The organism is Paeniglutamicibacter sulfureus (assembly GCF_030512175.1).
GTDB classification, from domain to species: domain Bacteria; phylum Actinomycetota; class Actinomycetes; order Actinomycetales; family Micrococcaceae; genus Paeniglutamicibacter; species Paeniglutamicibacter sulfureus.
The window spans coordinates 2,180,526-2,206,258 of the sequence record NZ_JAULBL010000002.1; the positions used below are offsets into that span (position 1 = coordinate 2,180,526).

The 25,733-nt window shown below is 64.1% G+C and carries 27 protein-coding genes; 16 read left to right on the top strand and 11 right to left on the bottom strand.

The features are described 5' to 3' along the window. Positions 1–9: 9 nt before the first annotated feature. The 7 genes from Q2T94_RS16670 to Q2T94_RS16700 all read right to left on the bottom strand — a co-directional run bounded on the left by Q2T94_RS16670 (position 10) and on the right by Q2T94_RS16700 (position 5,500). The gene (locus Q2T94_RS16670; protein ID WP_302265829.1) at positions 10–435 is read right to left on the bottom strand and encodes a hypothetical protein; all 426 of its coding nucleotides are present in this window, start codon (positions 433–435) and stop codon (positions 10–12) included. A 63-nt stretch (positions 436–498) separates the two neighbouring features. Next, on the bottom strand, positions 499–840 hold the full coding sequence (locus tag Q2T94_RS16675; RefSeq protein WP_302265830.1) for a lipopolysaccharide assembly protein LapA domain-containing protein: 342 nt from the start codon (positions 838–840) through the stop codon (positions 499–501). Between the two features lie 132 nt (positions 841–972). Continuing rightward, positions 973–1,734, bottom strand: coding sequence for a glycosyltransferase family 2 protein (locus tag Q2T94_RS16680; protein ID WP_302265831.1), 762 nt, complete (start codon positions 1,732–1,734; stop codon positions 973–975). Continuing rightward, positions 1,727–3,100 carry a bifunctional PIG-L family deacetylase/class I SAM-dependent methyltransferase gene (locus tag Q2T94_RS16685; protein WP_302265832.1) on the bottom strand — a complete coding sequence of 458 codons (1,374 nt, stop codon included), beginning with the start codon at positions 3,098–3,100 and terminating at the stop codon, positions 1,727–1,729. Before Q2T94_RS16685 ends, Q2T94_RS16680 begins: the two co-directional genes overlap by 8 nt. After that, a complete protein-coding gene (locus tag Q2T94_RS16690) occupies positions 3,094–4,233 on the bottom strand; it encodes an acyl-CoA dehydrogenase family protein (protein WP_302265833.1) in 1,140 nt (379 codons plus the stop codon). The genes Q2T94_RS16685 and Q2T94_RS16690 overlap by 7 nt, the downstream gene beginning before the upstream one ends. 2 nt (positions 4,234–4,235) lie before the next feature. Then, positions 4,236–4,913: a DUF6766 family protein gene (locus Q2T94_RS16695; RefSeq protein WP_302265835.1), complete on the bottom strand. Its 678-nt coding sequence runs from the start codon at positions 4,911–4,913 to the stop codon at positions 4,236–4,238. Positions 4,914–5,239: 326 nt separating this feature from the next. Continuing rightward, positions 5,240–5,500, bottom strand: a complete 261-nt coding sequence (locus tag Q2T94_RS16700; RefSeq protein WP_302266451.1) for a GlsB/YeaQ/YmgE family stress response membrane protein — start codon at positions 5,498–5,500, stop codon at positions 5,240–5,242. Positions 5,501–6,041: 541 nt separating this feature from the next. Between Q2T94_RS16700 and Q2T94_RS16705 the strand changes: the two genes are divergently transcribed. The 3 genes from Q2T94_RS16705 (at position 6,042) to Q2T94_RS16715 (ending at position 7,418) form a co-directional block, all read left to right on the top strand. Beyond that, complete coding sequence (locus Q2T94_RS16705; protein ID WP_302265836.1) at positions 6,042–6,662, top strand: cysteine hydrolase family protein; 621 nt, start codon at positions 6,042–6,044, stop codon at positions 6,660–6,662. 44 nt (positions 6,663–6,706) lie between these two features. Next, a complete protein-coding gene (locus Q2T94_RS16710; RefSeq protein WP_302265837.1) occupies positions 6,707–6,970 on the top strand; it encodes a hypothetical protein in 264 nt (87 codons plus the stop codon). 85 nt (positions 6,971–7,055) lie between these two features. After that, on the top strand, positions 7,056–7,418 hold the full coding sequence (locus Q2T94_RS16715) for a hypothetical protein (RefSeq protein WP_302265839.1): 363 nt from the start codon (positions 7,056–7,058) through the stop codon (positions 7,416–7,418). A 42-nt stretch (positions 7,419–7,460) separates the two neighbouring features. Here Q2T94_RS16715 and Q2T94_RS16720 read toward each other — a convergent pair whose 3' ends face one another. Beyond that, positions 7,461–7,928, bottom strand: a complete 468-nt coding sequence (locus Q2T94_RS16720; RefSeq protein WP_302265840.1) for a hypothetical protein — start codon at positions 7,926–7,928, stop codon at positions 7,461–7,463. Positions 7,929–8,045: 117 nt separating this feature from the next. Here Q2T94_RS16720 and ilvD point away from each other — a divergent pair, with 117 nt between their 5' ends. The 5 genes from ilvD to Q2T94_RS16745 all read left to right on the top strand — a co-directional run bounded on the left by ilvD (position 8,046) and on the right by Q2T94_RS16745 (position 15,642). Continuing rightward, positions 8,046–9,749: a dihydroxy-acid dehydratase gene (gene ilvD, locus Q2T94_RS16725; RefSeq protein WP_302265842.1), complete on the top strand. Its 1,704-nt coding sequence runs from the start codon at positions 8,046–8,048 to the stop codon at positions 9,747–9,749. A gap of 283 nt (positions 9,750–10,032) precedes the next feature. Further along, positions 10,033–11,910 carry an acetolactate synthase large subunit gene (locus Q2T94_RS16730; RefSeq protein ID WP_302265844.1) on the top strand — a complete coding sequence of 626 codons (1,878 nt, stop codon included), beginning with the start codon at positions 10,033–10,035 and terminating at the stop codon, positions 11,908–11,910. 6 nt (positions 11,911–11,916) lie between these two features. Beyond that, positions 11,917–12,435: an acetolactate synthase small subunit gene (gene ilvN, locus Q2T94_RS16735; RefSeq protein ID WP_264269403.1), complete on the top strand. Its 519-nt coding sequence runs from the start codon at positions 11,917–11,919 to the stop codon at positions 12,433–12,435. A gap of 40 nt (positions 12,436–12,475) precedes the next feature. Beyond that, on the top strand, positions 12,476–13,498 hold the full coding sequence (gene ilvC, locus Q2T94_RS16740) for a ketol-acid reductoisomerase (protein WP_264269404.1): 1,023 nt from the start codon (positions 12,476–12,478) through the stop codon (positions 13,496–13,498). A gap of 314 nt (positions 13,499–13,812) precedes the next feature. Further along, the gene (locus Q2T94_RS16745) at positions 13,813–15,642 is read left to right on the top strand and encodes a thiamine pyrophosphate-requiring protein (protein ID WP_302265846.1); all 1,830 of its coding nucleotides are present in this window, start codon (positions 13,813–13,815) and stop codon (positions 15,640–15,642) included. A gap of 129 nt (positions 15,643–15,771) precedes the next feature. Here Q2T94_RS16745 and Q2T94_RS16750 read toward each other — a convergent pair whose 3' ends face one another. Then, positions 15,772–16,071, bottom strand: a complete 300-nt coding sequence (locus tag Q2T94_RS16750; RefSeq protein WP_302265847.1) for a hypothetical protein — start codon at positions 16,069–16,071, stop codon at positions 15,772–15,774. Between the two features lie 344 nt (positions 16,072–16,415). Between Q2T94_RS16750 and Q2T94_RS16755 the strand changes: the two genes are divergently transcribed. After that, on the top strand, positions 16,416–17,132 hold the full coding sequence (locus tag Q2T94_RS16755) for a GAF and ANTAR domain-containing protein (RefSeq protein WP_302265848.1): 717 nt from the start codon (positions 16,416–16,418) through the stop codon (positions 17,130–17,132). A 46-nt stretch (positions 17,133–17,178) separates the two neighbouring features. On the opposite strand, the gene Q2T94_RS16760 is transcribed toward Q2T94_RS16755, so the two are convergent. Both Q2T94_RS16760 and Q2T94_RS16765 read right to left on the bottom strand, forming a co-directional pair. Next, positions 17,179–18,603 carry a phytoene desaturase family protein gene (locus tag Q2T94_RS16760; protein ID WP_302265850.1) on the bottom strand — a complete coding sequence of 475 codons (1,425 nt, stop codon included), beginning with the start codon at positions 18,601–18,603 and terminating at the stop codon, positions 17,179–17,181. Positions 18,604–18,626: 23 nt separating this feature from the next. After that, positions 18,627–19,130, bottom strand: coding sequence for a hypothetical protein (locus tag Q2T94_RS16765; RefSeq protein WP_264269409.1), 504 nt, complete (start codon positions 19,128–19,130; stop codon positions 18,627–18,629). Between the two features lie 402 nt (positions 19,131–19,532). Here Q2T94_RS16765 and Q2T94_RS20600 point away from each other — a divergent pair, with 402 nt between their 5' ends. From Q2T94_RS20600 to ykgO, 7 genes are all read left to right on the top strand, one after another. Continuing rightward, positions 19,533–20,147: a glycogen debranching N-terminal domain-containing protein gene (locus Q2T94_RS20600; protein ID WP_367281554.1), complete on the top strand. Its 615-nt coding sequence runs from the start codon at positions 19,533–19,535 to the stop codon at positions 20,145–20,147. Between the two features lie 257 nt (positions 20,148–20,404). Continuing rightward, on the top strand, positions 20,405–21,406 hold the full coding sequence (locus Q2T94_RS20605) for an amylo-alpha-1,6-glucosidase (protein WP_367281567.1): 1,002 nt from the start codon (positions 20,405–20,407) through the stop codon (positions 21,404–21,406). 20 nt (positions 21,407–21,426) lie between these two features. Continuing rightward, positions 21,427–22,470 carry a glycosyltransferase family 4 protein gene (locus Q2T94_RS16775; RefSeq protein ID WP_302265853.1) on the top strand — a complete coding sequence of 348 codons (1,044 nt, stop codon included), beginning with the start codon at positions 21,427–21,429 and terminating at the stop codon, positions 22,468–22,470. Between the two features lie 88 nt (positions 22,471–22,558). Continuing rightward, the gene (locus tag Q2T94_RS16780) at positions 22,559–23,407 is read left to right on the top strand and encodes an HAD-IIB family hydrolase (RefSeq protein ID WP_302265855.1); all 849 of its coding nucleotides are present in this window, start codon (positions 22,559–22,561) and stop codon (positions 23,405–23,407) included. Between the two features lie 246 nt (positions 23,408–23,653). Next, positions 23,654–24,151 carry a universal stress protein gene (locus Q2T94_RS16785; protein ID WP_302265857.1) on the top strand — a complete coding sequence of 166 codons (498 nt, stop codon included), beginning with the start codon at positions 23,654–23,656 and terminating at the stop codon, positions 24,149–24,151. Between the two features lie 154 nt (positions 24,152–24,305). After that, positions 24,306–25,409 (top strand): GTP-binding protein, encoded by a 1,104-nt coding sequence (locus Q2T94_RS16790; protein ID WP_302265859.1) that lies wholly within the window; start codon positions 24,306–24,308, stop codon positions 25,407–25,409. Positions 25,410–25,462: 53 nt separating this feature from the next. Further along, positions 25,463–25,585, top strand: coding sequence for a type B 50S ribosomal protein L36 (gene ykgO, locus Q2T94_RS16795; RefSeq protein ID WP_217391085.1), 123 nt, complete (start codon positions 25,463–25,465; stop codon positions 25,583–25,585). Positions 25,586–25,733: the final 148 nt, after the last annotated feature.

Below are 25,733 nucleotides of genomic sequence, written 5' to 3' on the forward strand. Positions count from 1 at the left end.
CAGCCCGGGTTATTCGCCGAGGTCCGGATCCACGCCCTCGGTCGTGTCGTCGACGTGCAACTTGACGGCTCCCAGATTCCGCTCGTGGGGTCCAGCGGCACGGCGAAGCACGATCACGACGAGGACCCCGATGACTGCCAGGGTGCCGAGGACGGCCAACACCCGACCACGGCCCTTGTGCTTGCTGCCTGCCTTCCGCTGGGCGTTGCGCAAGGCCAGTTCGACAGCTTTCCGGGCACGGCGGGCCGTCTTGCGGTTACCCGTCACGGTGGCCACGACCTCCTCGGATGCCCGGGCCAGCCCGGCCGGGTCCATCCGGTCCACGGCGTGGCGCACGGAGGCCTCCAACTGGCTGGGATACTCCTGCTTTGCCTTCTCCGCCCAGTGCTTGAGCTGGGTCTGGATCGTCTTCATCTGTTTTTCGAGATCATGCATCGTTGGATCCTCTCTGCTGTTGACATGTGAAACTACGTTCGCCCACAACGGATGCGATTTTGGTCAGGATTCCCGGCGCTTGGCCGCCGTACCTGCGCGGCTTCGCAACTGGATGATGCGTACCGCCGCGACAATGGCCACGACGACTGCCCCGCCCACGGCCGCAAGCAACATGGACACGCCAAGGGCCATCTGCCCTTGGAATCCGAGGAAGTTGACGGTCGCCTGGGTCTGGTTCTGCATCATGAATATCACCAGGAGGATCAGCACCACGATGGCGACGATGGTGAATGTCCAAATCACCCCTGCACGTGTCGTCGCCGTGACGTTCTTGGTTGGCCGATTACGGATGGGTTTACCGGACACGGCGTCCGGCTCGGCACGTTTCCCCGGGTTTTCAACCATTTGCTTCCCCATTTCTCGGTGTGGTGCCGAATCGAAGGAACTGCGGGAGGATGCCCTGGAGGCCGGGATCAGGGCCCCTGTGGCCAACATATGCGCATCGCCACGAAGTGGCAAGGGGATTGCGATGCTCCCTCAGGAACCGTGTTCTCCGGCATGCTCCACGTGGCGCTGCGCCAGCTTTCGAAGATATCCAGCGAAGCCGGACCCCACTCTTCCCTGCATCCGCCCGGAGGTGATCGCGTGGATTTTTCCAGTGGCCGTGACCCTGGCCGCGCTTCTGCGCAGCTTTTCAACCAACAGGACGTCCTCGCTCACCGGAACCGGATCAAACCCGCCCACCGCGCAATATGCGGAGGCCCGGAAACCCAGGTTTGCCCCGTGGATGTGGCCATGGCCTTCCCCGCGGTCATGGTCTCGCCACCACAATGCATAAAATGCCTGGTCCATGTCGGCGCTGTCGGGCTCCACGGTGCCGGCGATGACGTCTGACCCGGACTCCGCCAGCTTCACGGCGCGAGTCAACCAGTGCACCGGGACCCGGGTATCGGCATCCGTGCAGGCAATCCAGATGCTTTCCGGCGAATGACGCGCCAGGGTATCCGTGGCCAGGGCTTCGAGGGCGAAATCTATTCCCGCTGCCCGGGTGGCCCCTACCACCCCGCATCCCACCGAAAGCACCGACAGACGCGGGTCGTTGGCAGCAAAGGATGCCGCGAGCGCCGGTGACGAATCCCGGCATTGGTCAAGGACCACGGTGAGCCGAATCTCGAGCTCGGGCCTGGCACGGTTCAACCGGTCCATGGCCTTGCCCAGACGCAAGAGGCATGCGCCAAGCAATTCCTCCTCGTTGCGTGCAGGCACCACAATGACGATCGCCGAGAGCCTGTCATCCATCGTTCCCGCCTGCCTTTTCGAGGACTTCCAGCACAAAATCTGATTCCCGGTGCAGCACCTTGGTCGCCAGACCCAGACCTTGCGCGGCGGCATGCACCTGGGCACCGTCCATCGGCCAGCCACTCACCGGATGCAGCCAGTGGCACAGGAGCAGGTGCCCTCCTGCGGAAAGCGCCTCGAGACAACGCGCGTACAAGAGGTCAAGTTCGTCGGCGGCCAGGAAATACCCGATTTCCGAGACCACGACCAGGTCCTGGGATCCGGGCATGACATCGGGCCACTCGTGGGGCAGTACCGCTTGCCTGAGCACCACGTGGTTGAAGCCGGCCAGGCGCGGGGCGGCTGATTCCAGAGCAACCCGGCTCGCATCAACGGCCAGCAGGGTGTCGGCACGTTGTGCAAGGTCCCGGCTCAACACCCCGATCGAACAACCGAGCTCCATGACGGCGCCGTACCGGGACCGGGGAAGCGACGCGAGCGTGATCGCGCGCTTGCGACGTTCGTAGGCGCTTCCCAAGTAATCCCATGGATCGGGCCGACGCTCATACAGTCCGTCAAAGGTGGCGGATGCCGTGGCGGAATCCCGATATCCCGGGGGAGTGAACCGAAACGTTTCAATGGTGCGTCGGAAGTGTTGAAGGAAGGAGTCCTGAAGCAGCGGCGCGTCCTGCGGTGCATCGGACAGCGGAGCCACTTGGGAACGGTGGGATTCAGTGGCCCGTGCCTTGGCCCGGGTCGTGTCGGCATCCATGGCCAGCGAACCCCAGTGCTCCCACTCGGTGTCCCGCTCCGGCGTGGCCCAGTGCCAGTACCAGATGGGGTATTCCAGCAGGCCGTGGCCCAGTTCGTCGGCCAGGCTTGCCGCCAGCGCACCGAGCGCGTCGTGGTCGGTATGGCCGTCGCGGCGGTACGGGGCCACCAGCGTGGTCCGGCCCTTGGCCGTCGCCTTCCTGATGGCTGACTGGATCTGCTGACTGTGAGACGCCAGCGAGCCGTCCGGCAGGCCCAAGGTTTCAAAGGTGAGGGTGCCGGCGCCGGGGGAGTCGGGAGTGAGCTCCCCGAGTGCCTGGGCCAGTTCTGCGACCCGAATGCCGGCGAGGCGTTCGGGCGAGTGGGTGGGTGAATCCGGGTGGGACGCCTCGCCGGCGGTGGCCACGATCACGTGGACTGCCGTTCCGGCGCGCAGCGCCTGATGGATCAGGCCCGCCGCGCCGAGGGTTTCGTCGTCCGGATGCGCGGAGAGCACCACCAGTGAGTGTGCCGCCCCGGCAAAGCAGTCCATGGGAAGGGCGGGCAATTTTGTCACGCCGGCTGCCAGCCAGAGGGTTTCCTCGGTGCCGGGTTCCAGGTGGGTAAAGCTCACCATGGGCACGAACCTCCTTCCGCCGCTTTGGGGGCCTTCAACAGCAGCCCGCCCAGTGCTGCGTCGTCGCGGGATGCATGGTGTTGCCGGATGTAGATTCCCAGGTCGACCACCCTTCGGGCGTGTTGGTGGTCGAAGCCCAGGGGACCGGGTCCCATGGCCTGCCCCGCAATGGCGATGATGCGTTCGCACATCCCCGCCACATGTCCACGCACCCGCTGGGCGGAAACTTCGTCGAGGCTTCCCTGGTCAGCCGCCTGGGCCGCGCGGTGAAGCATGGCAGCCCCTGAGGCCAGCATTCGGTCGGCTTCGCCCAGCCAAGCCAAGGCCAACTGGTCGGGTTCGCGAGACTGGGCGGAGCGGAAGAGGTCGCGGAAGATCCCGACTGCGCCGCCGAACCAGCAGGCGGCGACTCCGACGCCCCCGACGGCGAATCCGGGCCGGTCCAGGTACCAATCGGTCGGACCAATGGGAAGGGCCGGGGCACGGTTAAATTGCACTGCCTCGCTGTGGATCTTGTTCAGGCCGTGACTGGCCCAGTGACCATGGTGCGCGATCACGCCAGGTTGCTTCAGGTCCACCATGAAGGCTCGGCGCCCGCCGGGGACATGGGCGGTGACGACGGCACGGTCCAGTGTCGCGGCCAGGGAGCACCATGGCTTTTGTCCTTCCAGAACCCAGGGGCCTGACGGTTGTGCCGGGGCGGCGGCAACAAGCTTGGGCCGACCCTCGGCGGCAAAGACTCCCCAGGTGCTTCCGGCGGGCCAGGGGAGTCCCGCCTGCGCGAGGATTGCCGCGGCGTCCAGATGCGGCTCAACCGTTCGGGCGGCCGCGAGGTCGACGCTGGCCAGCGTGGCCAGGAACTCCCACAGGGCGACAGTTCGCCCGTCGCCGGGTGTGGGCGGCGACTCGACGAAGGAGGCCAGTAGTCCGAGTATCGGCACCGGATCGCCGGCGCACGTATAGGCGGCATCAACCAGAGCAGGTGCCAGATCCCATTCCAGGCGCGAAGTTGTTGCCGGTGAAGTGAAGGCGACGGTGGCCGGCTCCTTCGGGCCCGTTGCCGACCGGGATCCGCGTGCCGCCATTTCAGTGCCGCCAATGTGGTGTTGCGTCAGTCGTGGCTCGCTCAACATTGTCATTCTCCTTCCGTGGCGGTTTCGTCATGCGGGGTGCCCACGGGCTTTGACTCGGCCGAGCCGCGCTGGCGCAGGAAGATGGAAAGGGTGACCATGCTGCCCACGGCCAGGAACTCGGATTGCCAGTTCTGCAGTGTCCGGTCCCAGAAATCGGCGCTGGTCACATAACCGAACCACCCGACCTCCGGCTGCCCGTGTTCCAGTTGGTCGGCATTGAACACCACGGTCCCGGCCACCGATTGCAACCACCACGAAAGCAGGAAAACGGCTCCCATGACCAAAAGCAAGGAATTGGAGTACACGAGCCGCCGCCAGCCATCTGCCTTGGCCCATTTGGGGGAATCCGGTTTGGCGAAGCGACCCACCATTTGGTTCTCGTCGCTGTCGGGCCCCTCGTCGCCTGGCTTCTTGGACTCGGGCGAACCATGCTGGACAAACCATATTGTCGCAAAAATGAAGAGGAAGAACTGCAGGTACTCCGACTGCCAGTTCTCCGCGACATCGACAACGAAATTGCTCGATGTCACGAATTCCCAGTATCCGAGGCTAGCGGCTCCGTGGGCGATCTGGTCTTCGTTGTAAACCGCAAGTCCCGCAAATGACTGGCCCACGAGTGCGCCGATGAAAAGAACCGCGAAACAGATGCTGAGCCCTTGGTTTCTGATTGCTTTGGCCACTGACAATCACCGCCCGGAAAAACTGACGATGGCCATGAACGTCAGCCCGCTGAGTATCATTCCAAGCCACAAAGCAAATTGAGTCCTCATGACGCGAGCGTATGGCCTACGGCTATCCACGTAAAGGGAACTGCGTTTCGGCACTGCGAACAAGGGCACAGATGACGTCACCTGAGGCAACACGCTCACGGGAGCGGGGACAAAGACGCCCGCTGGCCGATGGAAAATCAACATTGCAACGCCGTTTGTCAACGGTTCCTGCAGTTAAGGAGGAAGATGGGTTGCCCCGGCGTTGGCCGCGGCAACCCACCCCCCATGTGCAGCGGTCAGGCCTTCTTGCGCGTCAACAGTCCCCAGATAATGAGGACAAGCAACGCTCCGCCGATGGCCAGCAACCATGTTGAGAGCGACCAGAACTCGTTGATCCCAACACCGAAGATTGCCGATCCGATCCAGCCGCCGAGAACGGCGCCGACGATTCCGAGCAGAAGGGTGGCGATCCAGCCGCCACCTTGGTCACCCGGTTTGATTGCCTTTGCAATGGCTCCGGCAATCAGTCCTAGAACAATCCAACCAATGAAACCCATAACTTTTCTCCTTTTCGGATGAAGGTCCAGTTTCAGCATCATTGTGGCGATGCACTCTTTGACCCTACAACGAAGAAAGTGCAGATGGATAGCTAAATGTAACGTCGGGAAAACGGTAACCCCCGATCGGTCGACGCTCCACCGGGTCGATGGCATCAGCATGGATCGCGTCAGGCTCCGACTGCCGGAGCACCTTTTTACGAGACGGCCGCAAAACGAATTCTGTGCAGTCTTGTGCCAACCACGCAGAAGCATTTCCTTTGGCAAATGTCCGATTATCCCGGCCAACAAGGATGGCACACTCCACCACGAGGGGGGAGAGGACTGAATGGCCCGGAGCGACACAGCTGCCCAACTGCTTCCTGAAAGGCTTGATGGGCCGCCGGGAAGAGCGATCTGGATGCGACTGCGCTGACGGTTGCGCAACTGAGAGGCGGCACCTGCGACAATCCTGCCGGGAGCCCGCGGAACCGTTGCGCACACGAAGTGCCCGGCCTACGGTGGACACAAGATCCAAGGCCGAGTGCCAATGAGGACGGGAGTGCCAGTGCAAGAACTTTCGCAGCTTTCCGAACGAACAGCCCTGCTTATCGTTGACATGCAAAATGCGTTCTTCGAGGACCCCATCCTGGCGCGACACCGCGAATCCCTGGTGCGGCACTGCAATGAACTTGCCGGGCACGCGCGTTCGATGGGGATGCCGATCTTCAATATCAGGACCGAACATGCGCGGGACAAAAGCACATGGACACTCAGCATGCTCGATGACGACCAGGGATTCTTGTTCGAGGGCAGTGAACAGGCACAAAACCTGGTGGGCCTCGACGTCCGCGATTCCACGGAGATCCTCAAGAGACGGGACAGCGCCTTTTGGCGGACGGACCTGAGCGAGCAGCTGGCCCGGCTTGGAGTGGAATCCGTCCTCATGGCGGGCGTTTCGTCCCACACGTGCATTGCCTCGACAGCGGCGGACGCATATGCCGACGATCTTCGTGTCTGGCTGGTTTCCGACGCGATTGCCTCATCCGACCCCGATTTCGAAAAATCCACCTTGGGGCTGCTTCAAGCAGAGTACCGCCAACACATCGTCACCACCGACGCCCTACTCGCTGCCCACGATGGGCATCTGGCCAAGCAAGTCCAGGGGCACGGCACGAAGTAGTCGAACCATTCGAAGCACGGCACTGAACAGGAACGGAGCATGATATGAGCACCCAGCCGGGACAACCCAGCAAGAAGTCCTTCTTCCAGAGGAGGGGAGCCCCGCTCATGGTCACCGGTGTCATCTTGGTGATTGTCTTTGGGCTATTCATCATGGCTGGGAAGCAGCCGGGCGAGGGTCTTGCCTCTCCCATGTGGATTGGCGTCCTCATTGGTCTGGGCATGGCGGGATACGGCCTATACCGGGCGTTGAAGGGACCCGGCATGCTCGACAACCCCAGGGGCGGGACAACCAACGAACCCATGTAGCCGGACCTCACAGCCACGGGCCCGCGGCAGGCCCCGCGGCCTTTCGTATCAGGAACCAGCCACTACCCAGCACAAGGAGTTCACCATGTCTTTGAATACCCCCGAACGCGAACCGGGCCGCGATGAAGAAGCAGAAGGAAACCCCATGGACGGCCGTGACGGACAACCTGTGCAGGAAGGTTCCTCCGACGATCCGCGAACCCTCGACACCATGGACCCGCTGCGCGATGAACATCGCGCAGCGGACGCGTTGAACGGCAACGAGGCGCGTGCCCAAGATGCGCTTCCATTGACTGAGGAGGACCGGGCCGCGACGCAGGAAGACCTGGAAACTCCTGCCGGCGCGCGGGTTGAGGAACCCACCGATGCCGCAGGCCAGGAAGCCGGAGGTCTTGACGTCCTTGGCCGGCCCCTGCCGCCGGATGCCCCGGAGGGGGAACAGTTCTAACGAGGCGACTAACGGGTCCCTGTTCCTGGCCGCGGGCCAGACCTACGGAGTGATCGCGGGGTCAAGACTGTCCATGAACGCATTCATGAATTCAGCGAATTCTTGCGCGTCGTCATCCTGGGCGAGGATGCCGGAAGTCGGCTGTCGCGTGCCTTCGTGCCCGACCGCGGGGATATTCAGGGACAGCCGGGCCGGGACATTGAAGCGGTAGACGCGTCCGGTGCTGGTGCCGACCTCGTAGCCGCCGTCGAGGACCAATGCCACGTGGGAGACGTTGGTGTTGTTGACCGATACCGCGCGCTCAGTAGGCTGCAGGTTTTCGGGATTCAGCGGGCAAAGAATGAGTTCGGCCGGCTCGCGGCGGAAGCCGATCACCTTCAGCCCCGCGGATCCGGAGCTGCCCACGGCAGCCACCAGGTTGTAGCTGCCGTAGTTGGGGATCTGGGTGTCGAAAGCCTCGTGCAAGAGCTGCTTGAGGACGTCGTCGGATCCAACATTGAGTGTCTCCATGGCTTCCACCCTATCCAATGGAGGTTTCGAACACATGTCCCGTATACGCAGGGCGAAATATGTCGGTCCACCGTCACGGGTTCGGCCTAGGTGCCGGTCAGCCATACAATCAAGGGCATGAGCCAGGACACTGCCCCAGATATCAAGCCTCGCAGCCGCGTCGTGACCGACGGCATCCATGCAGCACCGGCCCGTGGCATGTTCCGCGCCGTCGGCATGGGGGATGACGATTTCGCCAAGCCGCAGATCGGCGTCGCGAGCTCGTGGAACGAAATCACGCCCTGCAACCTTTCGCTGAACCGCCTGGCCCAGGGCGCCAAGGAGGGCGTCCACGCCGGTGGCGGATTCCCGATGCAGTTCGGCACCATCTCCGTGTCCGACGGCATTTCCATGGGCCACGAGGGCATGCACTTCTCGCTGGTTTCCCGCGAGGTCATCGCCGACTCCGTCGAGGTTGTCATGCAGGCCGAGCGCATTGACGGCTCGGTGCTGCTGGCCGGTTGCGACAAGTCCCTCCCCGGCATGCTCATGGCAGCGGCCCGCTTGGACCTGGCTTCGGTGTTCCTCTACGCCGGATCGATCATGCCGGGCTGGGTCAAGCTGGAAGACGGATCCGAAAAGGAAGTCACCCTGATTGACGCCTTCGAAGCCGTGGGTGCCTGCGCCGCCGGCAAGATGAGCCTCGAGGACCTCACCCGCATCGAAAAGGCGATCTGCCCCGGCGAAGGTGCCTGTGGCGGCATGTACACCGCCAACACCATGGCCTGCATCGGCGAGGCCCTGGGCATGAGCCTTCCGGGCTCCGCCGCCCCGCCCTCGGCTGACCGCCGCCGCGATGCTTTCGCCCGCGCCTCCGGCGAGGCAGTTGTTGAACTGCTGCGCAAGGGCATCACCGCCCGCGACATCATGACCAAGAAGGCCTTCGAGAACGCGATCGCCGTGACCATGGCCTTCGGCGGTTCCACCAACGCTGTGCTGCACCTGCTGGCCATCGCCCGCGAGGCCGAAGTGGACCTGACCCTGGCCGACTTCAACCGCATCGGCGACAAGATCCCGCACCTGGGCGACCTGAAGCCCTTCGGCCGCTACGTCATGACCGACGTGGACAAGATCGGTGGCGTGCCGGTGATCATGAAGGCCCTGCTGGACGCCGGTCTGCTGCACGGGGACTGCCTGACCGTCACCGGCAAGACCGTTGCCGAGAACCTCGAGGCGATCAACCCGCCGGATGTCGACGGCAAGATCCTGCGCGCGCTGGACAACCCCATCCACAAGACCGGCGGCATCACCGTGCTGCACGGCACCATGGCACCCGAGGGGGCCGTCGTGAAGTCAGCTGGCTTCGACGCCGACGTCTTCGAGGGCACCGCTCGGGTCTTCGACCGCGAGCAGGGAGCGCTGGCCGCTCTTGATGCCGGCGAGATCCACGCCGGCGACGTCGTGGTCATCCGTTACGAGGGACCCAAGGGCGGCCCGGGCATGCGCGAGATGCTTGCGATCACCGGCGCCATCAAGGGCGCCGGCCTGGGCAAGGACGTCCTGCTGCTCACCGACGGCCGCTTCTCCGGCGGCACCACCGGCCTGTGCATCGGCCACGTGGCACCCGAGGCCGTTGACGGCGGTCCGATCGCCTTCGTCAAGGACGGCGACAAGATCCGCGTCGACATCGCTGCCCGCTCCTTCGACCTGCTGGTCGAGCCGGCGGAGCTCGAGGAGCGCAAGATCGGCTGGGAGCCGCTTCCGGCCAAGTTCACCACCGGTGTGCTGGCCAAGTACGCCAAGCTGGTCAAGTCCGCTTCGACCGGCGCATACTGTGGCTAGGAAATAGCCTGAACCGAAGGGCGGGCGCCACCAAGGCGTCCACCCTTCGGACAACAATCTCAAATAGTGAGATTGTGGGCGTGGGCGTTTGACTCTGGCTTTGGCGGCGACCAAACTGGACACATGCATATCCGCACCGAAGTACTACTAGTTATCAAGCGCTGAGCTTGGGCCCCTCCGGAACATGGAGGGCTTCGGTGACGCGCAAACCCCATTCGCCGCAAGGTGCCTTTGGGGTTTTTTTATGTGCAGGGTTAGAAGAGATAGAGAAGGATATATCCCCATGAGTAACGGAACCACCGCCAGCCCCTCGCTGCCGGCCAAACCCGCCAACCGTAGCAAGGATGCCGCTGTCTCTTCCGTTGTGGAAGCATCGAGCCTGGTCCAAGGCCCGAACAACATCATTGCTCCCACCGAGATGCTTGGCTCACAAGCCATTGTTCGCTCACTGGAAGAATTGGGCGTCAAGGACGTCTTCGGGTTGCCGGGCGGGGCCATCATGCCCACCTACGACTCGCTCATGGACTCGACCAAGATCAACCACATCCTGGTCCGTCACGAACAGGGCTCGGGCCACGCGGCCCAGGGCTACGCCATGGTCACCGGCGAAGTCGGGGTGTGCATTGCCACCTCCGGCCCCGGGGCCACCAACCTGGTCACCGCCATTGCCGACGCGCACATGGACTCGGTCCCCATGGTTGCCATCACCGGCCAGGTGCACAGCGCCTTCATCGGCTCCGATGCATTCCAGGAAGCCGACATCGTGGGCATCACCATGCCCATCACGAAGCACTCCTTCCTGGTCACCAAGGCCGAGGACATCCCGCGGGTCCTGGCGTCGGCGTTCCACGTCGCCGCCACGGGCCGTCCCGGCCCGGTGCTGGTGGACATCACCAAGGACGCCCAGCAGTCCTTGATGCAGTTCTCCTGGCCGCCGAAGATCGATCTTCCCGGCTACAAGACCGTGGTGCGCGGGCACAACAAGCAGGTCCGCGAGGCGGCCAAGCTCATCGCTGCCTCCTCCCGCCCGGTCTTCTACGTCGGCGGCGGCGTCATCAAGGGACACGCCTCGGCGGAGCTCAAGGAATTTGCCGAGCTGGTCGGCGCCCCGGTGGTCACCACCCTGCAGGCCCGCGGAGCCTTCCCGGATTCCCACGAGCTGCATGTGGGCATGCCCGGCATGCACGGCTCGGTTTCCGCGGTCACCGCGCTGCAGCAGTCGGACCTCTTGATCACCCTGGGTGCCCGTTTCGATGACCGCGTCACCGGGGTGCTGCACACCTTTGCCCCCAACGCCAAGGTCATCCACGCTGACATCGACCCGGCGGAGATCTCCAAGAACCGCACAGCGGACATCCCGATCGTCGGTTCGGTCAAGGAGATCATCCCGGAACTCACCGAGGCCTGCCGTACGCTCTTCGCCGATGCCGGCGCCCCGGACCTGTCGGCCTGGTGGAACACCATCGGCCGGCTGCGCGAGACCTACCCGATCGGCTTCACCGAAACCAACGACGGTCTCTCGGCGCCGCAGAACGTGATCCAGCGCATCGGCGAACTGACCGGCCCGGAGGCCGTGTACGTCGCAGGCGTGGGACAGCACCAAATGTGGGCGGCGCAGTTCATCAAGTACGAGCGCCCGCATTCCTGGCTGAACTCCGGGGGCCTGGGCACCATGGGCTACTCCGTTCCGGCAGCCATGGGCGCGAAGGTCGGCAACCCCGACCGCGTGGTCTGGGCCATTGACGGCGACGGCTGCTTCCAGATGACCAACCAGGAACTGGCGACCTGCGTCATCAACAACATCCCGATCAAGGTCGCGATCATCAACAACTCGTCGCTGGGCATGGTCCGCCAGTGGCAGACCCTGTTCTACGATTCCCGCTACTCCAACACCGACTTGAACACCGGCCACGGCACCGCGCGAGTCCCGGACTTCGTCAAGCTCGCCGACGCCTATGGTTGCGTGGGGCTGCGTTGCGAACGCGACGAGGACATCGACGCGACCATCAAGCAGGCATTGGAAATCAATGACCGCCCGGTGATCATCGACTTCGTGGTCTCCCGCGATTCCATGGTCTGGCCCATGGTGCCCTCCGGCGTGAGCAACGACCAGATCCAGATTGCTCGCGGCATGACGCCCGAGTGGGAAGAAGAGGACTAGAAACCCATGGCACGTCACACTCTTTCCGTGCTCGTCGAGGACGTACCGGGCGTGTTGACCCGCGTGGCAAGTCTTTTTGCGCGCCGCGCGTTCAACATCCACTCGCTGGCAGTCGGCCCCACGGAGATCAAGGGAATTTCCCGGATCACCGTGGTCGTCGACGCCGAAGGCGACCTGCTCGAGCAGGTCACCAAGCAACTCAACAAACTCATCAACGTCATCAAGATCGTTGAGCTGATGCCCGAGGCTTCGGTGCAGCGTGACCATATCCTGGTCAAGGTGCGCGCCGATGCGGCCACCCGACTGCAGGTTACCCAGGCCGCAGACCTCTTCCGTGCCTCCGTGGTGGACGTGTCCACCGATTCACTCATCATTGAGGCCACCGGCAACGCCGAAAAGATCAACGCACTGCTCGCTGTGCTTGAACCGTTCGGCATCCGCGAGATCGTCCAGGCGGGCACCCTTGCCGTCGGACGCGGCTCCAAATCGATGTCGGACCGCGCCCTGCGTTCCGTCTCTGCCTAAAACGCAATAATCTTCACACTGATACCAAGGAGAAACCACAGTGACTGAAATGTTCTACGACGATGATGCAGACCTTTCGATCATCCAGGGACGCACCGTCGCCATCATCGGCTATGGTTCCCAGGGCCATGCCCACGCACTGAACCTCCGCGACTCCGGCGTTGACGTCCGCGTCGGCCTGAAGGCAGGCTCCAAGTCGATCGCCAAGGCCGAGGCCGAGGGCCTGCGCGTGGTCTCCGTTGCCGAGGCAGCAGCCGAAGCCGATGTCATCATGATCCTCACCCCGGACCAGGTCCAGCGCTTCGTCTACGCCGAGGAAATCGCACCGAACCTGCAGGCCGGCAACGCCCTGTTCTTCGGCCACGGCTTCAACATCCGCTACGGTTACATCGCTCCGCCGGCAGATGTCGACGTTGCCCTGGTTGCCCCGAAGGCACCGGGACACACCGTGCGTCGCGAGTTCGAAGCCGGCCGTGGCATCCCGGACCTGATCGCCGTCGAGCAGGACTTCACCGGCGGCGCCAAGGAACTGGCACTGTCCTACGCCAAGGCCATCGGCGGCACCCGCGCCGGCGTCATCGAGACCACCTTCACCGAAGAGACCGAGACCGACCTCTTCGGCGAGCAGGCTGTCCTCTGCGGTGGCGCATCGCAGCTGGTCCAGTACGGCTTCGAGACCCTGACCGAAGCCGGCTACAAGCCGGAAATCGCCTACTTCGAGGTCCTGCACGAGCTCAAGCTCATTGTTGACCTGATGTGGGAGGGTGGCATTGCCAAGCAGCGCTGGAGCGTTTCCGACACCGCCGAGTACGGCGACTACGTTTCGGGCCCGCGCGTGATCACCCCGGAGGTCAAGGAGAACATGAAGGCAGTTCTCGCCGACATCCAGAACGGTGCCTTCGCCAAGCGTTTCATCGAAGACCAGGAAGCCGGAGCACCGGAGTTCCTGGAACTGCGCGCCAAGGGCGAGGCCCACCCGATCGAGGCCACCGGCCGCGAACTGCGTAACCTCTTCTCCTGGAAGACCACCGATGACTACACCGAAGGTTCCGTCGCCCGCTAAGGCACGCTGAATCACTTGGTGACCGCGGCCTCGAGCCGCTGGTTGTCGACATGACGATGCCCGTCCCGACGTTTGTCGGGGCGGGCATTGTCGTTGATGGAAGGCTGCTTCACGAGGGAGGATTCCCTACGAGGGCACGGCCGGAACCGGAGCATGATGCTGCTCTTTCCTCCTGTGTGCCTGCCGAATCGTTGTGGCGCCTGCAACGTCCATGGTAGGCAGGAGATGGCACGGACTGTTGAAGGAACGATCCTGCCTGCGCCACCGGGGAAGCCGGCGTCCAGGAGTGAATCGACACGCAAGGAGGAATGCCCATGGCTGAACGACTGGTGGCAGATGAGATGGTTGACAGGCTCAATGCCTGGGGCGTCAGGCGAATCTTTGGCTACAGCGGGGACGGGATCAATACCTTCCTGGGGGCGCTGCGCCGTCATGACAACGCTCCCGAATTTGTCCAGGCACGCCACGAGGAAAATGCCGCATTCATGGCCGTGGCACATTCCAAATACGGGGTGGGCCAGTATGGTGCCGATTACGACGGAGGGCCGGGCATCGGGGTCATGGTCTCCACCCAGGGACCCGGCGCAGTCCACTTGCTCAACGGACTCTACGACGCAAAGCTCGATGGCATTCCGGTGGTTGCCATCGTCGGACAGCAGGACCTCAAGGCGCTGGGTTCCGGGTATCAACAGGAAATCGACCTCCCCGCGCTTTTCAAGGACGTGGCCGGGTATTGCGAACAAATTTCCACGCCTGAGCAGGTTTCCGGTGTATTGGACCGCGCCTTCCGCACGGCCCTGGCCACATCCACACCGTGTGTGGTGATCATTCCCCACAATGTGCAGCAACAGCCCGCGTCGCAGCCATCGGGTGACCATGCCGAGATTGCCACGGCACCGGTGTGGGAGTCCCCGCAGGTGCTGCCGCGGGATGCCGAGTTGGACGCGGCTGCAGACCTGCTTCGAGCCGGCAAGCGCATCGTGATGTTAGTGGGGCAAGGGGCCCGCAACGCCCGTACCGAGGTAGCCGGAATGGCCGAACGGCTCGGTGCCGCGGTTGTTACGAGCCTGCTGGGCAAACCATATGTTGATGAAACGCTGCCGAATGCCGCCGGGGTCATGGGTCACCTTGGCACCTCCGCCAGCGCTGCACTGCTTGGGCGCTGCGATTCGCTGCTGATCGTGGGATCCAACGATCCCTGGACCGAGTTCTACCCGGCCCCGGGAAGCGCCCGTGCAGTGCAGATCGACATTTCCGCCCAACGGCCCGGCGATCGCTACCCCGTCGAGGTGGCGCTCGTGGGGGATGCGGCGCAAACGCTGCAGGCGCTAGCCGGGCGCCTTGCCCCTGACCAAGGTGAACGGGCACCCTGGCGCACCGAGGTCCGCGAACGGGTGTCTGCCTGGCGGGACCTGTCGCGGCAGCGCGCCCTGACTGCGGCCGAACCGGTCAACCCCGAACGGGTTTTCAGCGAGCTCTCCGCGGTCTTGCCCGACGACGCGCAGGTGGCTCTTGACGTGGGCAGTTGCGTATATTGGTATGCCCGACAGCTGGTGCTGCCACCGACGGTTCCAGCGCATCTCTGCAGCACATTGGCTTCGATGGGTTGCGGGGTTCCGTATGGGCTTGCAGCAAAGCTGTTGAATCCGGAGCGGCCAGTGGTGGTGCTGGCCGGTGACGGCGGCATGCAGATGAGCGGAGTGGCGGAACTCATCACCGTAGCCTCCCGCTGGAAGGACTGGACGGATCCCCGGTTTGTGGTGTGCGTCCTGAACAACGGCGATCTTGCGGAAGTGACGTGGGAACAAAGGGAAACAGAAGGGGATCCGCGCTACGGTGCCACACAGCATCTGCCACATTTTCCCTTCGCAGGCTACTCGGAACTTCTGGGCATGCGGGGGATCGAGGTCAAGGACCCTGGGGATCTTGGCGGGGCCTGGAGCCAGGCGTTGTCGGCCGATCGCCCGGTGGTCATCGATGTCCACACCGATGCCTCGGTGCCGTTGCTGCCGCCCTTCCCGCAAGGTGCCAAGAAGTTGCCCACCATGCGGGCGGCATTGGGGCAGGAAGGGAAAGCCGGGCAGAGGGCATTGCGCCTGCTCGACGAATACGCTTCGCAAGAAGAGGCACTCTTCGGATCGTGATGTCACATTGTCGGACGAGTCCCGGGACGGATGGCAGGGAACCGGCGGGAGCTGTGCCCGAATCCTCCTCGGTTCCCGCCCCGCCCATGGCTGGCACCGATCCAGTGCGGACGTGTAGCCGCCGCGGCCCTATTCCTTTGCGTGGTGCAGCGGCACGCGCCGGTAATTTTGCTCCGTTGAGTCCTCGTTGCGCCACGATATTTCCAGAAAGGGTGGGGCGGTTGCCCAACCGACGTCGTCCTTGACCCGGTTGAGGCCAATGAATTCCCCGTCCGGCAATTGCTCGGCCGAGAAGCTCCAGTCCGCTTCCCCCTCCACCGTGACTTTTCCCGTGGTGCGGAGATCAACGTCAAACACCGGGCTACCGGTTCGGTTGGTCACGTGCGCGGTCAGCGAATCAATCCAATCCAGTTCCAGGTTCCGTGTCATGGATTAAGCGTAGACCGATTCGGCAGTGCGGTCTTGGTTTTTGCAACGCGCAGGACCAACGAATTTTGGGGCTCGCCCGGGCCCGGGAAAGCAACCTGGAATGGCCAATGTCCGTTCTCCGCTTGCCACGGGTGGGCACCGGTGTCTGCAATGACGTGCCTCGGCCGAGGAAGCTATTGTTTGTGGGGGAAATGGAAGTAGTCTTTAGATTGATGGTGACGGGAAAACAGATCGTTATTCCCGCTCTGATTTAGACGATCGTCAGTTTGGTACCGTGCTTTTCTGAATCTGCGGTAGCCTCAACCTGGATCGGTGGGGGGGGACACCGCTAGAAAGGTTGAACGATGATTGCCGTAAACGAATACATGCGAGATCTCCTTCTTGAAACCCATGATCTCGAATCATTTCTCAATGCGCTGACACATGTCAGTGCCCAGGCCTTGTCCGAGTCCGGAGAGCCGGTCCATTGCGGCATTACCCTGCGGCGGCACAAGCGGGCGGGCACGGTGGCCAGCAACAGCGCATTGGCACAGGAACTCGACGAGATCCAGTACAGCTTTGGCGAAGGACCGTGCCTCTCAGCGTGCAAGGAGCAACGGAGCATTCTGATCAACGACATTGAACGAGACGGCCGCTGGCCCGCATACTTCGAGGCCATCTCCTCCGCAGGGGTCCGATCCATGTTGGCCGTTCCGTTCAGCCTGGATTCCGAGGACACCGCTGCGATCAATATCTACTCCATGAGCAAGAACGCCTTCGATCAGCAGGACGTGACACGGGTGGAAGGTTACGCCGAGCAGGCCTCGGCGCTGTTGAACCTGGCCGTTCGGTTGGCCAAGCACCGCGACAACGAGGAGAACCTCAGGCTCGCCATGGAATCCCGGACCACCATTGACCTGGCGGTGGGCATCATCATGGGCCAGAACAAGTGCAGCCAGGAACGGGCGGTCGAGATCCTGAAGTCGGCTTCCAGCTCCAGGAACATCAAACTGCGCCATGTTGCGGAGGCGGTCATCGCCTCCACCACCAACCAGCCGATCGGCACCCATTTTGATGCGTAGGCCGCCGGGACGGTAAGTGTTCCACGGCCACGGCCAGGGGGATGCGTCAGCCGATGCCCAGATCCCGTAGCACGGCATCGGCCGCATGCCAGCCGGCCATGCCGTGCACGCCGCCGCCCGGGGGAGTCGAGGACGAACAGATGTAGAGCCCGGGTGCCCCTGCATGGTAGGGCCGCAACGTGGGCGCCGGACGCAGCACTTGTTGGGTTCCCCGCAACGAGCCGCCGCCGATGTCCCCGCCCACCAGGTTCGGGTTCCAGTCCTCCAGCGCACGCGGCGGAGTCTCGACGCGTCCGATGACCCGGTCCCCGAAACCCGGGGCAAAACGTTCGATCTGGCGGTCAACCAGCGGCCCGACGTCGGCGTCGCAGCCATTCGGCACGTGGGCGTAGCTCCAGATGACTTGATGCCCCGCCGGCGCCCGGGATTCGTCCGCCGCGGAAGGCTGGGCCAGCATGACAAAGGGCCTCGCGGGAACCTTGCCCCTGCCCACGTCCCGCTCGGCCTGAATCACATCGGCCAGGGAACCGCCCACGTGCACTGTCCCGGCGTGCGCTGTGCGTTCGTCCCTCCAGGGGATTGGCCCGTCCAGCAGGTAGTCGACCTTGAAGGCGCCCGGCCCGTACTTCCAGCGTCGCAGGTGGGAGGCGTAGCGTCCGCCGATCCCGGTGCCTGCCAGGTCCAGGACCTGCCGCGGTGTCAAGTCCAGCAACACTGCATCGCTGGCAGGCAGCTCGCGCAGGTCGGCCACCGGGCTGTTGGTGTGGATGACCACGTTCTCCAGGGCCAGTTGCTGCACCAGCGCGTGGATGATCGCGTTGGTTCCGCCCCGTGCCACCGGCCAACCCAACGACTGGCCCAGCCCGCCGAAGAGCACTGCGAAGCCTGAGGTGAACACGTGGTTGAGCGGAAGCATCGAGTGGGCCGCCGAACCCGCAAACAGGGCCCGTGCGGCCTCGGTTCGGAAGGCCAGGCGCGCCAGGCCATCGGCGGGCCACAGTGCCCGCGCCCCGAAGCCGGCCATGAGCAATGGATGCGGCGGGATGCGCAACAGCGGCCCGGTGGCGTTTTCCAGGGATTCGAGCGGGTGGCCGGCCACCGCGCGGTGCAGCGTCCGCCACGCGGCCGCGTCAACGCCAAGCTCTGCCGCAGTCGTCTCGAGGTCGGGATGCAGCACGGCGCTGCGTCCGGTATCCAGCGGGTGGGCCATCGGATAGCGGTGGCGTAGCCAGCGCAGCCCGTGCCTCTCCAGGCCAAGATGCAAGAAGGCGGGGCTTCCCACGCCGAAGGGGTGGGCGGCAGCACCCAGGTCGACAGTGGTTCCCGGACCCAGAGTGTCGGCCGAGCGCGCGGCCCCGCCGACCTTTCCAGCTTGCTCGTAAACGGTCACCTGCACCCCGTGTTCGGCCAACCGGGCGGCCGCGGCAAGGCCATTGGGACCGGCGCCGACGACGATCGCGGTTCGTGTCATGGTGGTGGCTTCCTTTCTGGTGGCTATCCTGCGAAGAAGCGTTCCTCCCAGGTGGCCTCGATGATCCCGCGCACCTGGTTGATCTGGTCGGTGGCGCGGGCCTGCAGGTCGCGCAGCAATGCGGCGTCGAAGCGGGGATCCTTGGTAGCCACCAGGAGCAGGGTTTCCCACATGGCAAGCTTGGCGCGCAACATCCCGGTCAGCACGTCCAATTCGACCTGTGCCAGGCCGGCCTGCCGCCGACGCAGCAGGTTCACCGGGTTGACCCGACCCACAAGGCGCACCACATGGGTGAAGGTGATCTTCAGCGGGTGCCCGTCATAGCCCAGCCGGTCGATGAGGCTCCGCAGGTCCTCCCGATCCGCCATGACCTGTCGGCAGAGGGAGAGCAACGCCGCCTCGTGCGCGGTTCCCTTCCAGGTGTCGGCAGCCGCGCGAAAGGCATTGACGCCTCCCTCGGATCCCAGGAAGTGCTCGTTGAGGTAGTTGGACAGGGTCTGGTGGCTGACGCCCCGGAAATCATTCATGATTGCTCCTCGGATTCGACATGGGGGGACTTGTCCCGGCGAGCCGGGCACCGGAGGGAATGCTGGCCGCGCACTCGTGACGGCAACCTTTCTCCACACTACGGCCAAGGCACGGAGCGCGGAAGGAAATTGCGGCCTCGCCGCGCCGGATCCCGACGTCAGCCCGCACACCTCCGTGGAGGAGGGGATCGAAACTGTTCCTCCGGCAGGGGCACCGGCCTATGCTGGGGAGTGTGGTCAAGCAGTGGGCCGCAGGATGCACTATTGCCGGAAATTGATCATGCCAGATCCACGCCACAGCACTGCATGGGGCCCAGCGTCGGGTGCCCCGCGCCGTGCGGCCCTCTTCGCGCCGTCATATCCCACGCCTGTGCCATGCACCGAATCCGGCGGCGTGCCATCATGGTGAGCGCCTGGACCTCAGGGGTTGGCGCCCAGCTGGCGGGACCGGGGGCGGTCACCATCCTGCACGGAACGACGTTCGCCCTGGCGGCCGCCAACGGCGACATGGACGGAACCCGTCCGCATGGGTTCTTCTTCCGCGACACCCGCTTCATCTCCGGTTGGCGGCTGCGGATCAACGGCAAGGACATGGAGCCCCTGGTGGGGACCGCCATCGAACCCTACAAGGCCATGTTCGTCGGCCGGGTGGCCGGAAGCAGCCTGGAGAATGAAAGCCACGTGCTGGTGGAACGCCATCGAAGCCTCAACGGCGGCCTGAAAGAACGAATCGTGATCCACAACTATTCGAAGGCCGAGTTTGCCGCCACGATCTTTCTGGAAGTGGCAGCCGACTTCGCGGACCTCTTTGACGTCAAGGCGGGAATCCGCCGCTTCCCACGGCGGAAATACAGGACCGCGGGGTGGGCGAAGCCCTGCAGACCGGCCGCGGGGACCTTGGATCGCTGCGCATCTTCGACCCCGAGGACGAGGAGCGGGTGGTGGTTGCCGCGGGGGCCCCATGGTTCATGGCGCTCTTCGGGCGGGATTCGCTGCTGGCCTCGTTCCTGTCGCTGAGCGTCGACCCCTCCCTGGCGCTGGGAACCATACAAACCCTCGCCGAACGCCAGGGCAGGGAAACCAATCCACCCACCGAGGAAGAACCGGGCAAGATCCTCCACGAGGTGCGCATGGGGTCCTCGCCGTCAAAGGAGCTCGGCGGCACCGGGGCCTATTTCGGCTCCGTCGACTCCACGCCGTTATTTGTCACGATGGCCGGGGAAATGACCAGGTGGGGCGTGGGCGGGCAAACCCTGGAGCGCTTGATGCCGTCGATGGACAAGGCCCTGGGTTGGATCGAACGCACCACCGCGAAGGATCCCCACGGCTTCCTGACCTACCAGCGCTCGACGCCCACGGGCCTTGCCAACCAGGGGTGGAAGGATTCCTGGGACGGCGTCACCTTCGCCGACGGCAGCATTGCCGAGGCGCCCCTGGCCCTGTGCGAGGTGCAGGGCTACGTGTACACCGCCTACCTCGCGCGGGCGTTGATTGCCCAGCAATCCAACGACACGACATTGATGCTGAAGTATGCGGCCAAGGCCCAACGCCTCAAGGAAGCCTTCAACGAAAAATTCTGGCTTGCCGACCGCGGGTATCTTGCCCTGGCCATTGACGGCGACCAGCGACAGGTGGACTCATGCGCATCGAACATGGGCCACAGCCTGTGGAGCGGGATCGTTGACAGTGCCTTGGCCCCGCAGGTGGCCAAGGCACTGATGACCCGGGACATGTTCACCGGCTGGGGCGTGCGGACGCTCTCGAGCAAGATGAAGGCGTACAACCCGGCCAGCTACCACAATGGTTCGGTGTGGCCCCACGACAACGCACTGATAGCCGGTGGCCTGATGCGCTATGGCTTTGTCGAGGAATCCCAGCGCATCGCCACGGCCCTGATGCAAGCGGCCGGATTCCTCAACGGCAGGCTGCCGGAACTCTTCTGCGGACTGGACCGCGGCAGCCATCCGGTCCCCGTGCCCTACCCAACCTCCTGCTCGCCGCAGGCCTGGGCGGCTGCGGCACCCATGCACCTGCTGCGGATCATGCTGCGTTTCGACCCGGTCCTGACCGAGGGGAAGCTCTTCATCGACCCGGTGCTGCCGCCCGAATGGGGCGAGGTGCACCTGCGAAACATCTCCGTTGGCAAGGACAAGATCAACATCACCGCCAACGGCACGCGGTTCCGCATCGAGGGGGCACCGGCAGGGTTGGAAGTGGTGCACGGTCTGCGCGGCCCGCTGGCCGACATGCTCGATGTCACGGCGGCCCGCCCATGAAACCGGGACGGAGGCCATAGGTGCGTATCGGGATCATTGCCCCTCCGTGGCTCACCGTGCCGCCGGAGGGCTACGGCGGGACCGAAACCGTCATCGATGTGCTGGCCCGCGGGCTGGCGGCACTGGGCCACGAGGTGCTGCTGGCGGCTGCCTCGGGCAGCGCCAGCCCGGTGGCCCTGGCAGCGGGCAGCTTTCCGCCGGATCCCCGGCACCTGGGCCGTACCCAGGATGAGCTGCGGCATGTCATCAACGCCTATCGACGGCTGGACGGGATGGAGATCATCCACGACAACACGCTCGCCGGCCCGCTGTTGATGCGCGCGTCCGGGGCGATCCCCGTGGTGTCCACCGCCCACAATCCCATGGACGCCCTCACCCTGCCCATCTATCGCGCGATCGCCGGGCACGCCTCGCTGCTGGCCATCTCCAGGCACCAGGCCACCAGCGCGCGGGGGGTGGACATCTGCCGGGTGATCCACCACGGCATCGACGCGGACAGCATTCCCCTTGGCACCGGCAGCGGCGGCTATGCCTGCTTCCTGGGCCGGATGCACCCGAACAAGGGCGTGCTCACAGCCATTGAGGTGGCCAGGAGGGCCGGGGTGCCATTGCGGATCGCGGCGAAGATGGCCAGCACCGGGGAACACGAATATTTCACCCAGGTGATCCGCCCGAAGTTGGGAGGGGACATCGAATACGTTGGGGAATTGCGGGCCGGGGAAAAGTTCCGGCTGCTCGGGGAATCCCTGGCCCTGTTGAACCCCCTCCAGTGGGCCGAGCCCTTTGGCATGGTCATGATCGAGGCCATGGCCACAGGCACCCCGGTGCTGTGCACTTCCCGCGGCTCCGCCCCGGAGATCGTTGCCGACGGAGTCACCGGATTCATCAGGGACACGCCCCGGGCACTCGCAGCGGCACTGCCCGAATGTGCCCACCTGAAGCGCCAGGACTGTCGCGCCTCGACGGAAACAATATTCAGTGCAAGGCGGATGGCGCTCGAGCACGTGGACTTCTATGAGAGGTGCCTGGCCCGGGAGCCCGATCCCTGTCCCGTGCCGGTCTAGCGAAGCGGCCAGGCCCACGTGGGGGACCGGCGTCATCCCGGTGGCCCGGATGCGACAGCGTCATCGCGCGCCGGTAGACTCCGTGAATATGCACGCCGAACCACACGCGCCCGCCAAGACCATCCATGCCGTCTTCCTCGACGTCGACGGCACCTATGCGGATTACGGGGTGGTTCCCCAGTCCCATGCCCGGGCCGTCCGGGCTGCCCGGACAGCCGGTCACAAGGTCTTGCTGTGTACCGGCCGGCCGGTTGCCATGCTCCCCGAGCACATCCTCGAAGCCGGATTCGACGGACTGGTGGCCAGTGCCGGCGCCTACGTCGAGGTGGACGGCGAGGTGCTCATGGACCGGCGGTTCCCCGCGGAAATGGCGGACCGGACCCTTGCCGCCCTCGATGCGCACGATGCCGTCTATGTCCTTGAATCCCCGGAGGCACTCCACGTCCGTGCATCTGCCGAACCACGCCTGAGGGAAATCATCGAATCGCACTTCAGCCAGCGCCCCGATGGCCGGAAGACCGGTTCCTCGGCCATCCTGGGTTCCCTGGCCACCATCCCGGCAGATCCCTCCTTCGCAAAGATTTCCGTGTTCGAGGCCCCGGTTTCGGTGGGCAGCATTGCCGCGGAGATCGGGGCGGACGTGGCAGTGGTCGAAAACTCCATCGCCGACGAGGGCCGCCATACCGGGGAGCTGTTCCGGCGCGGGATTTCCAAGGCCGACGGCGTCGCCGTGGCGATTGAACGCCTGGGTATTGACAGGGCTGACACCATCGCCTTCGGCGACGGGGAAAACGATTTGGAAATGATCGCCTACGCGGGGCTCGGCGTGGCCATCGAGGGATCGCATCCCGGGCTGCTGGTTCTGGCCGACCGCACGGCGCTCCCGCCCAGCCGCGACGGGATCGCCGCCGCCTTCGCCGAGCTGGGACTGATCTGATCCCGAGCCCGCCGCCAAAACCAAAGGAACGCCCGACCTGTAGGTCGGGCGTTTTTTGGTGTTAGGAGAATGTTCCGGTTCGCGCTGCCGGAGCGGGCGTCGCGGAAATTCTTGCGCAGAAGGCGAGATTCTGTTGGGTGCGGTCGGACATGGAAGACGGCAGATGCCGGTATTCCCCTTCCGGTGATATGGGCGGAAAATGACGAGTAGAGAGCGCTGGCGTAGCACGCAATCCGGGAGGTCATGATGAACAAGGAAGCCCCACATGTCGGGGGAATGGGCCCGATCGTCGTGGGCGTCTTGCCCAAACAGCCCAGGCGCGTGGTGCTCGAGGCGCGGACACTTGGCGAGGCACTCGGCGCACCCCTGGTCTTCGCCTATGTGGAGATCAACAGCTACCTGGTCGAGTGGGAACTCAAGGAGGAGATCCGCGGCAATTCCCTGCATCCGCGAGAGATCGACGACGACATGACCGAGGATGCCCGCGACGTCCTGCGGATCCTGGACAGTGCCATGGCGGGGACCAAGATCGAATGGTCGTTGCGGGTAATGGCGGGGGATCCCGGCAAGGCACTGGCCCGGCTGGGCAATGAACTGCACGCGCGGATGATCGTGGTGGGCACCCGGCACAAGGGTGTCGGGGCCCGGGTGTCGGAACTGCTCAACGGGACTACCGCACACCACGTTATTGCGCACCAGCAGCTGCCCGTGGTTGTGGTCCCCGTCCATCACGAAGCCTCCTGACGGCGCTGGTTGTCGGCAGCGATGCCATGCAATTTCCGGTGATCCGGGTGGATTCCCCTGGCCGAGGGCCAATGCATAATCGTCTGTGAGCGCGATGGTGGGGAAGAAGCGAACGATTTGCTAATGAGAATCATTCTTAGCTATTGTGTTGGTCGTGACTCTCATACTTGTAACATCGCTCGAATCCCACATCCGCGACAAGGCACTCGACTCCTTGGTGGCATCGATGCCCAACGCGATGGTGGTTCGCCACGATTTGCTGGAAGGCGAACGCGTGCTGCGTCGCGTGTCCAGGGGAACGGCAAGCCTGGAACGCTATGAAATCCCCTTGGAACACGGCTGCCTGACCTGCACGGTGAGGCTTGACGTCTTGCCCACGGTGACCCGTATCCTCGATACCCTGCCCGAGGACGTGATCGTCGGATTGCCGCCCAGCGTCAACGCGGACATGGTCGTGGAATACCTACAACCGCAGCTGGCATTGCGCGGGAAAGTACTTGACTCGATCTGTCTTGCACTGGACCCGGCCGCGCTCGAGGACCAGATGTGGGACTCTCGCACGCTCTGGCAGGCGGGTCTGAGCAGCGTGGAGGAAGACGACAGGACCGCAGGGGAATTCCTCGTCAAGGAGATCGCCTGGGCGGACACGTCCCTGATGCTTGAGGGCCTCTTTGCCCACCTCTTTGAATCGGAGGCGCCAGGTTGCCAATCCGGGGGAGGACTCTTCCTGCGCGGGACGCAGCTGCTCACTGAGATGGGACCGCACCTGGCGGTAATCCATCCGGACGAGGATCTAGCTCTCGCAACCTATGAGCCGGACTGTGCGCGCCGACGCGCATCGCCTGGCGCCATCATTCTCCGAGATGCCGCCGAGACCAGCGACGGCGTGGAAGACACGGCGCAGGGCCGGGAATTCACCACGGTGCAACTTCATGCGGAGCACCCGTTGCATCCGGGACGGCTCAAGGACGCGTTGCACCGGATGGCTGAAGGCTGCGTGTGGTTGCGAGGTACCTTCTGGATCGGGAGCGCGCCGGAAACCAAAATGGTGCTCGGCGGTGCCGGGCCATTCGTCTGGCTAGAGAGCCAAGGCAAGTGGGGTGCCGAGACGGCTCGCACCCACATTGCACTGACCAGCGACAGCAACGATGCATCGGAGCTGGCGAAGATCCTGGGCTCCTGTGAATTGTCAGATGCCGAAATCCTCAGGTCGCCCCATACGTTCGAGGACGCATTGCGCCTCACTGACTTGAGCTGAAATTCGCGTCCGACGGCGACTATTTTTACTGCAATAACTACCGAAGGAAAATGATGAAAGTACGCAACTCCATCCGAGCACTCAAGAAGATTCCGGGTGCCCAAGTTGTCCGGCGCCGCGGGAAGGTCTTCGTGATCAACAAGAAGAATCCGCGCATGAAGGCCCGTCAGGGCTAGGGACCGCCATTCGGGACGTGATGGCCGTTCGTGGCTGGACCACGTGCGGTCATCACGCCCGAGCAGCCGTGCGGCCGTGCGCGAAGGTGCGTCTTGAGGCACGGATCCGACCGTGAAAGGTGCCTCTATCGGCGCCGGTTCGGGACGG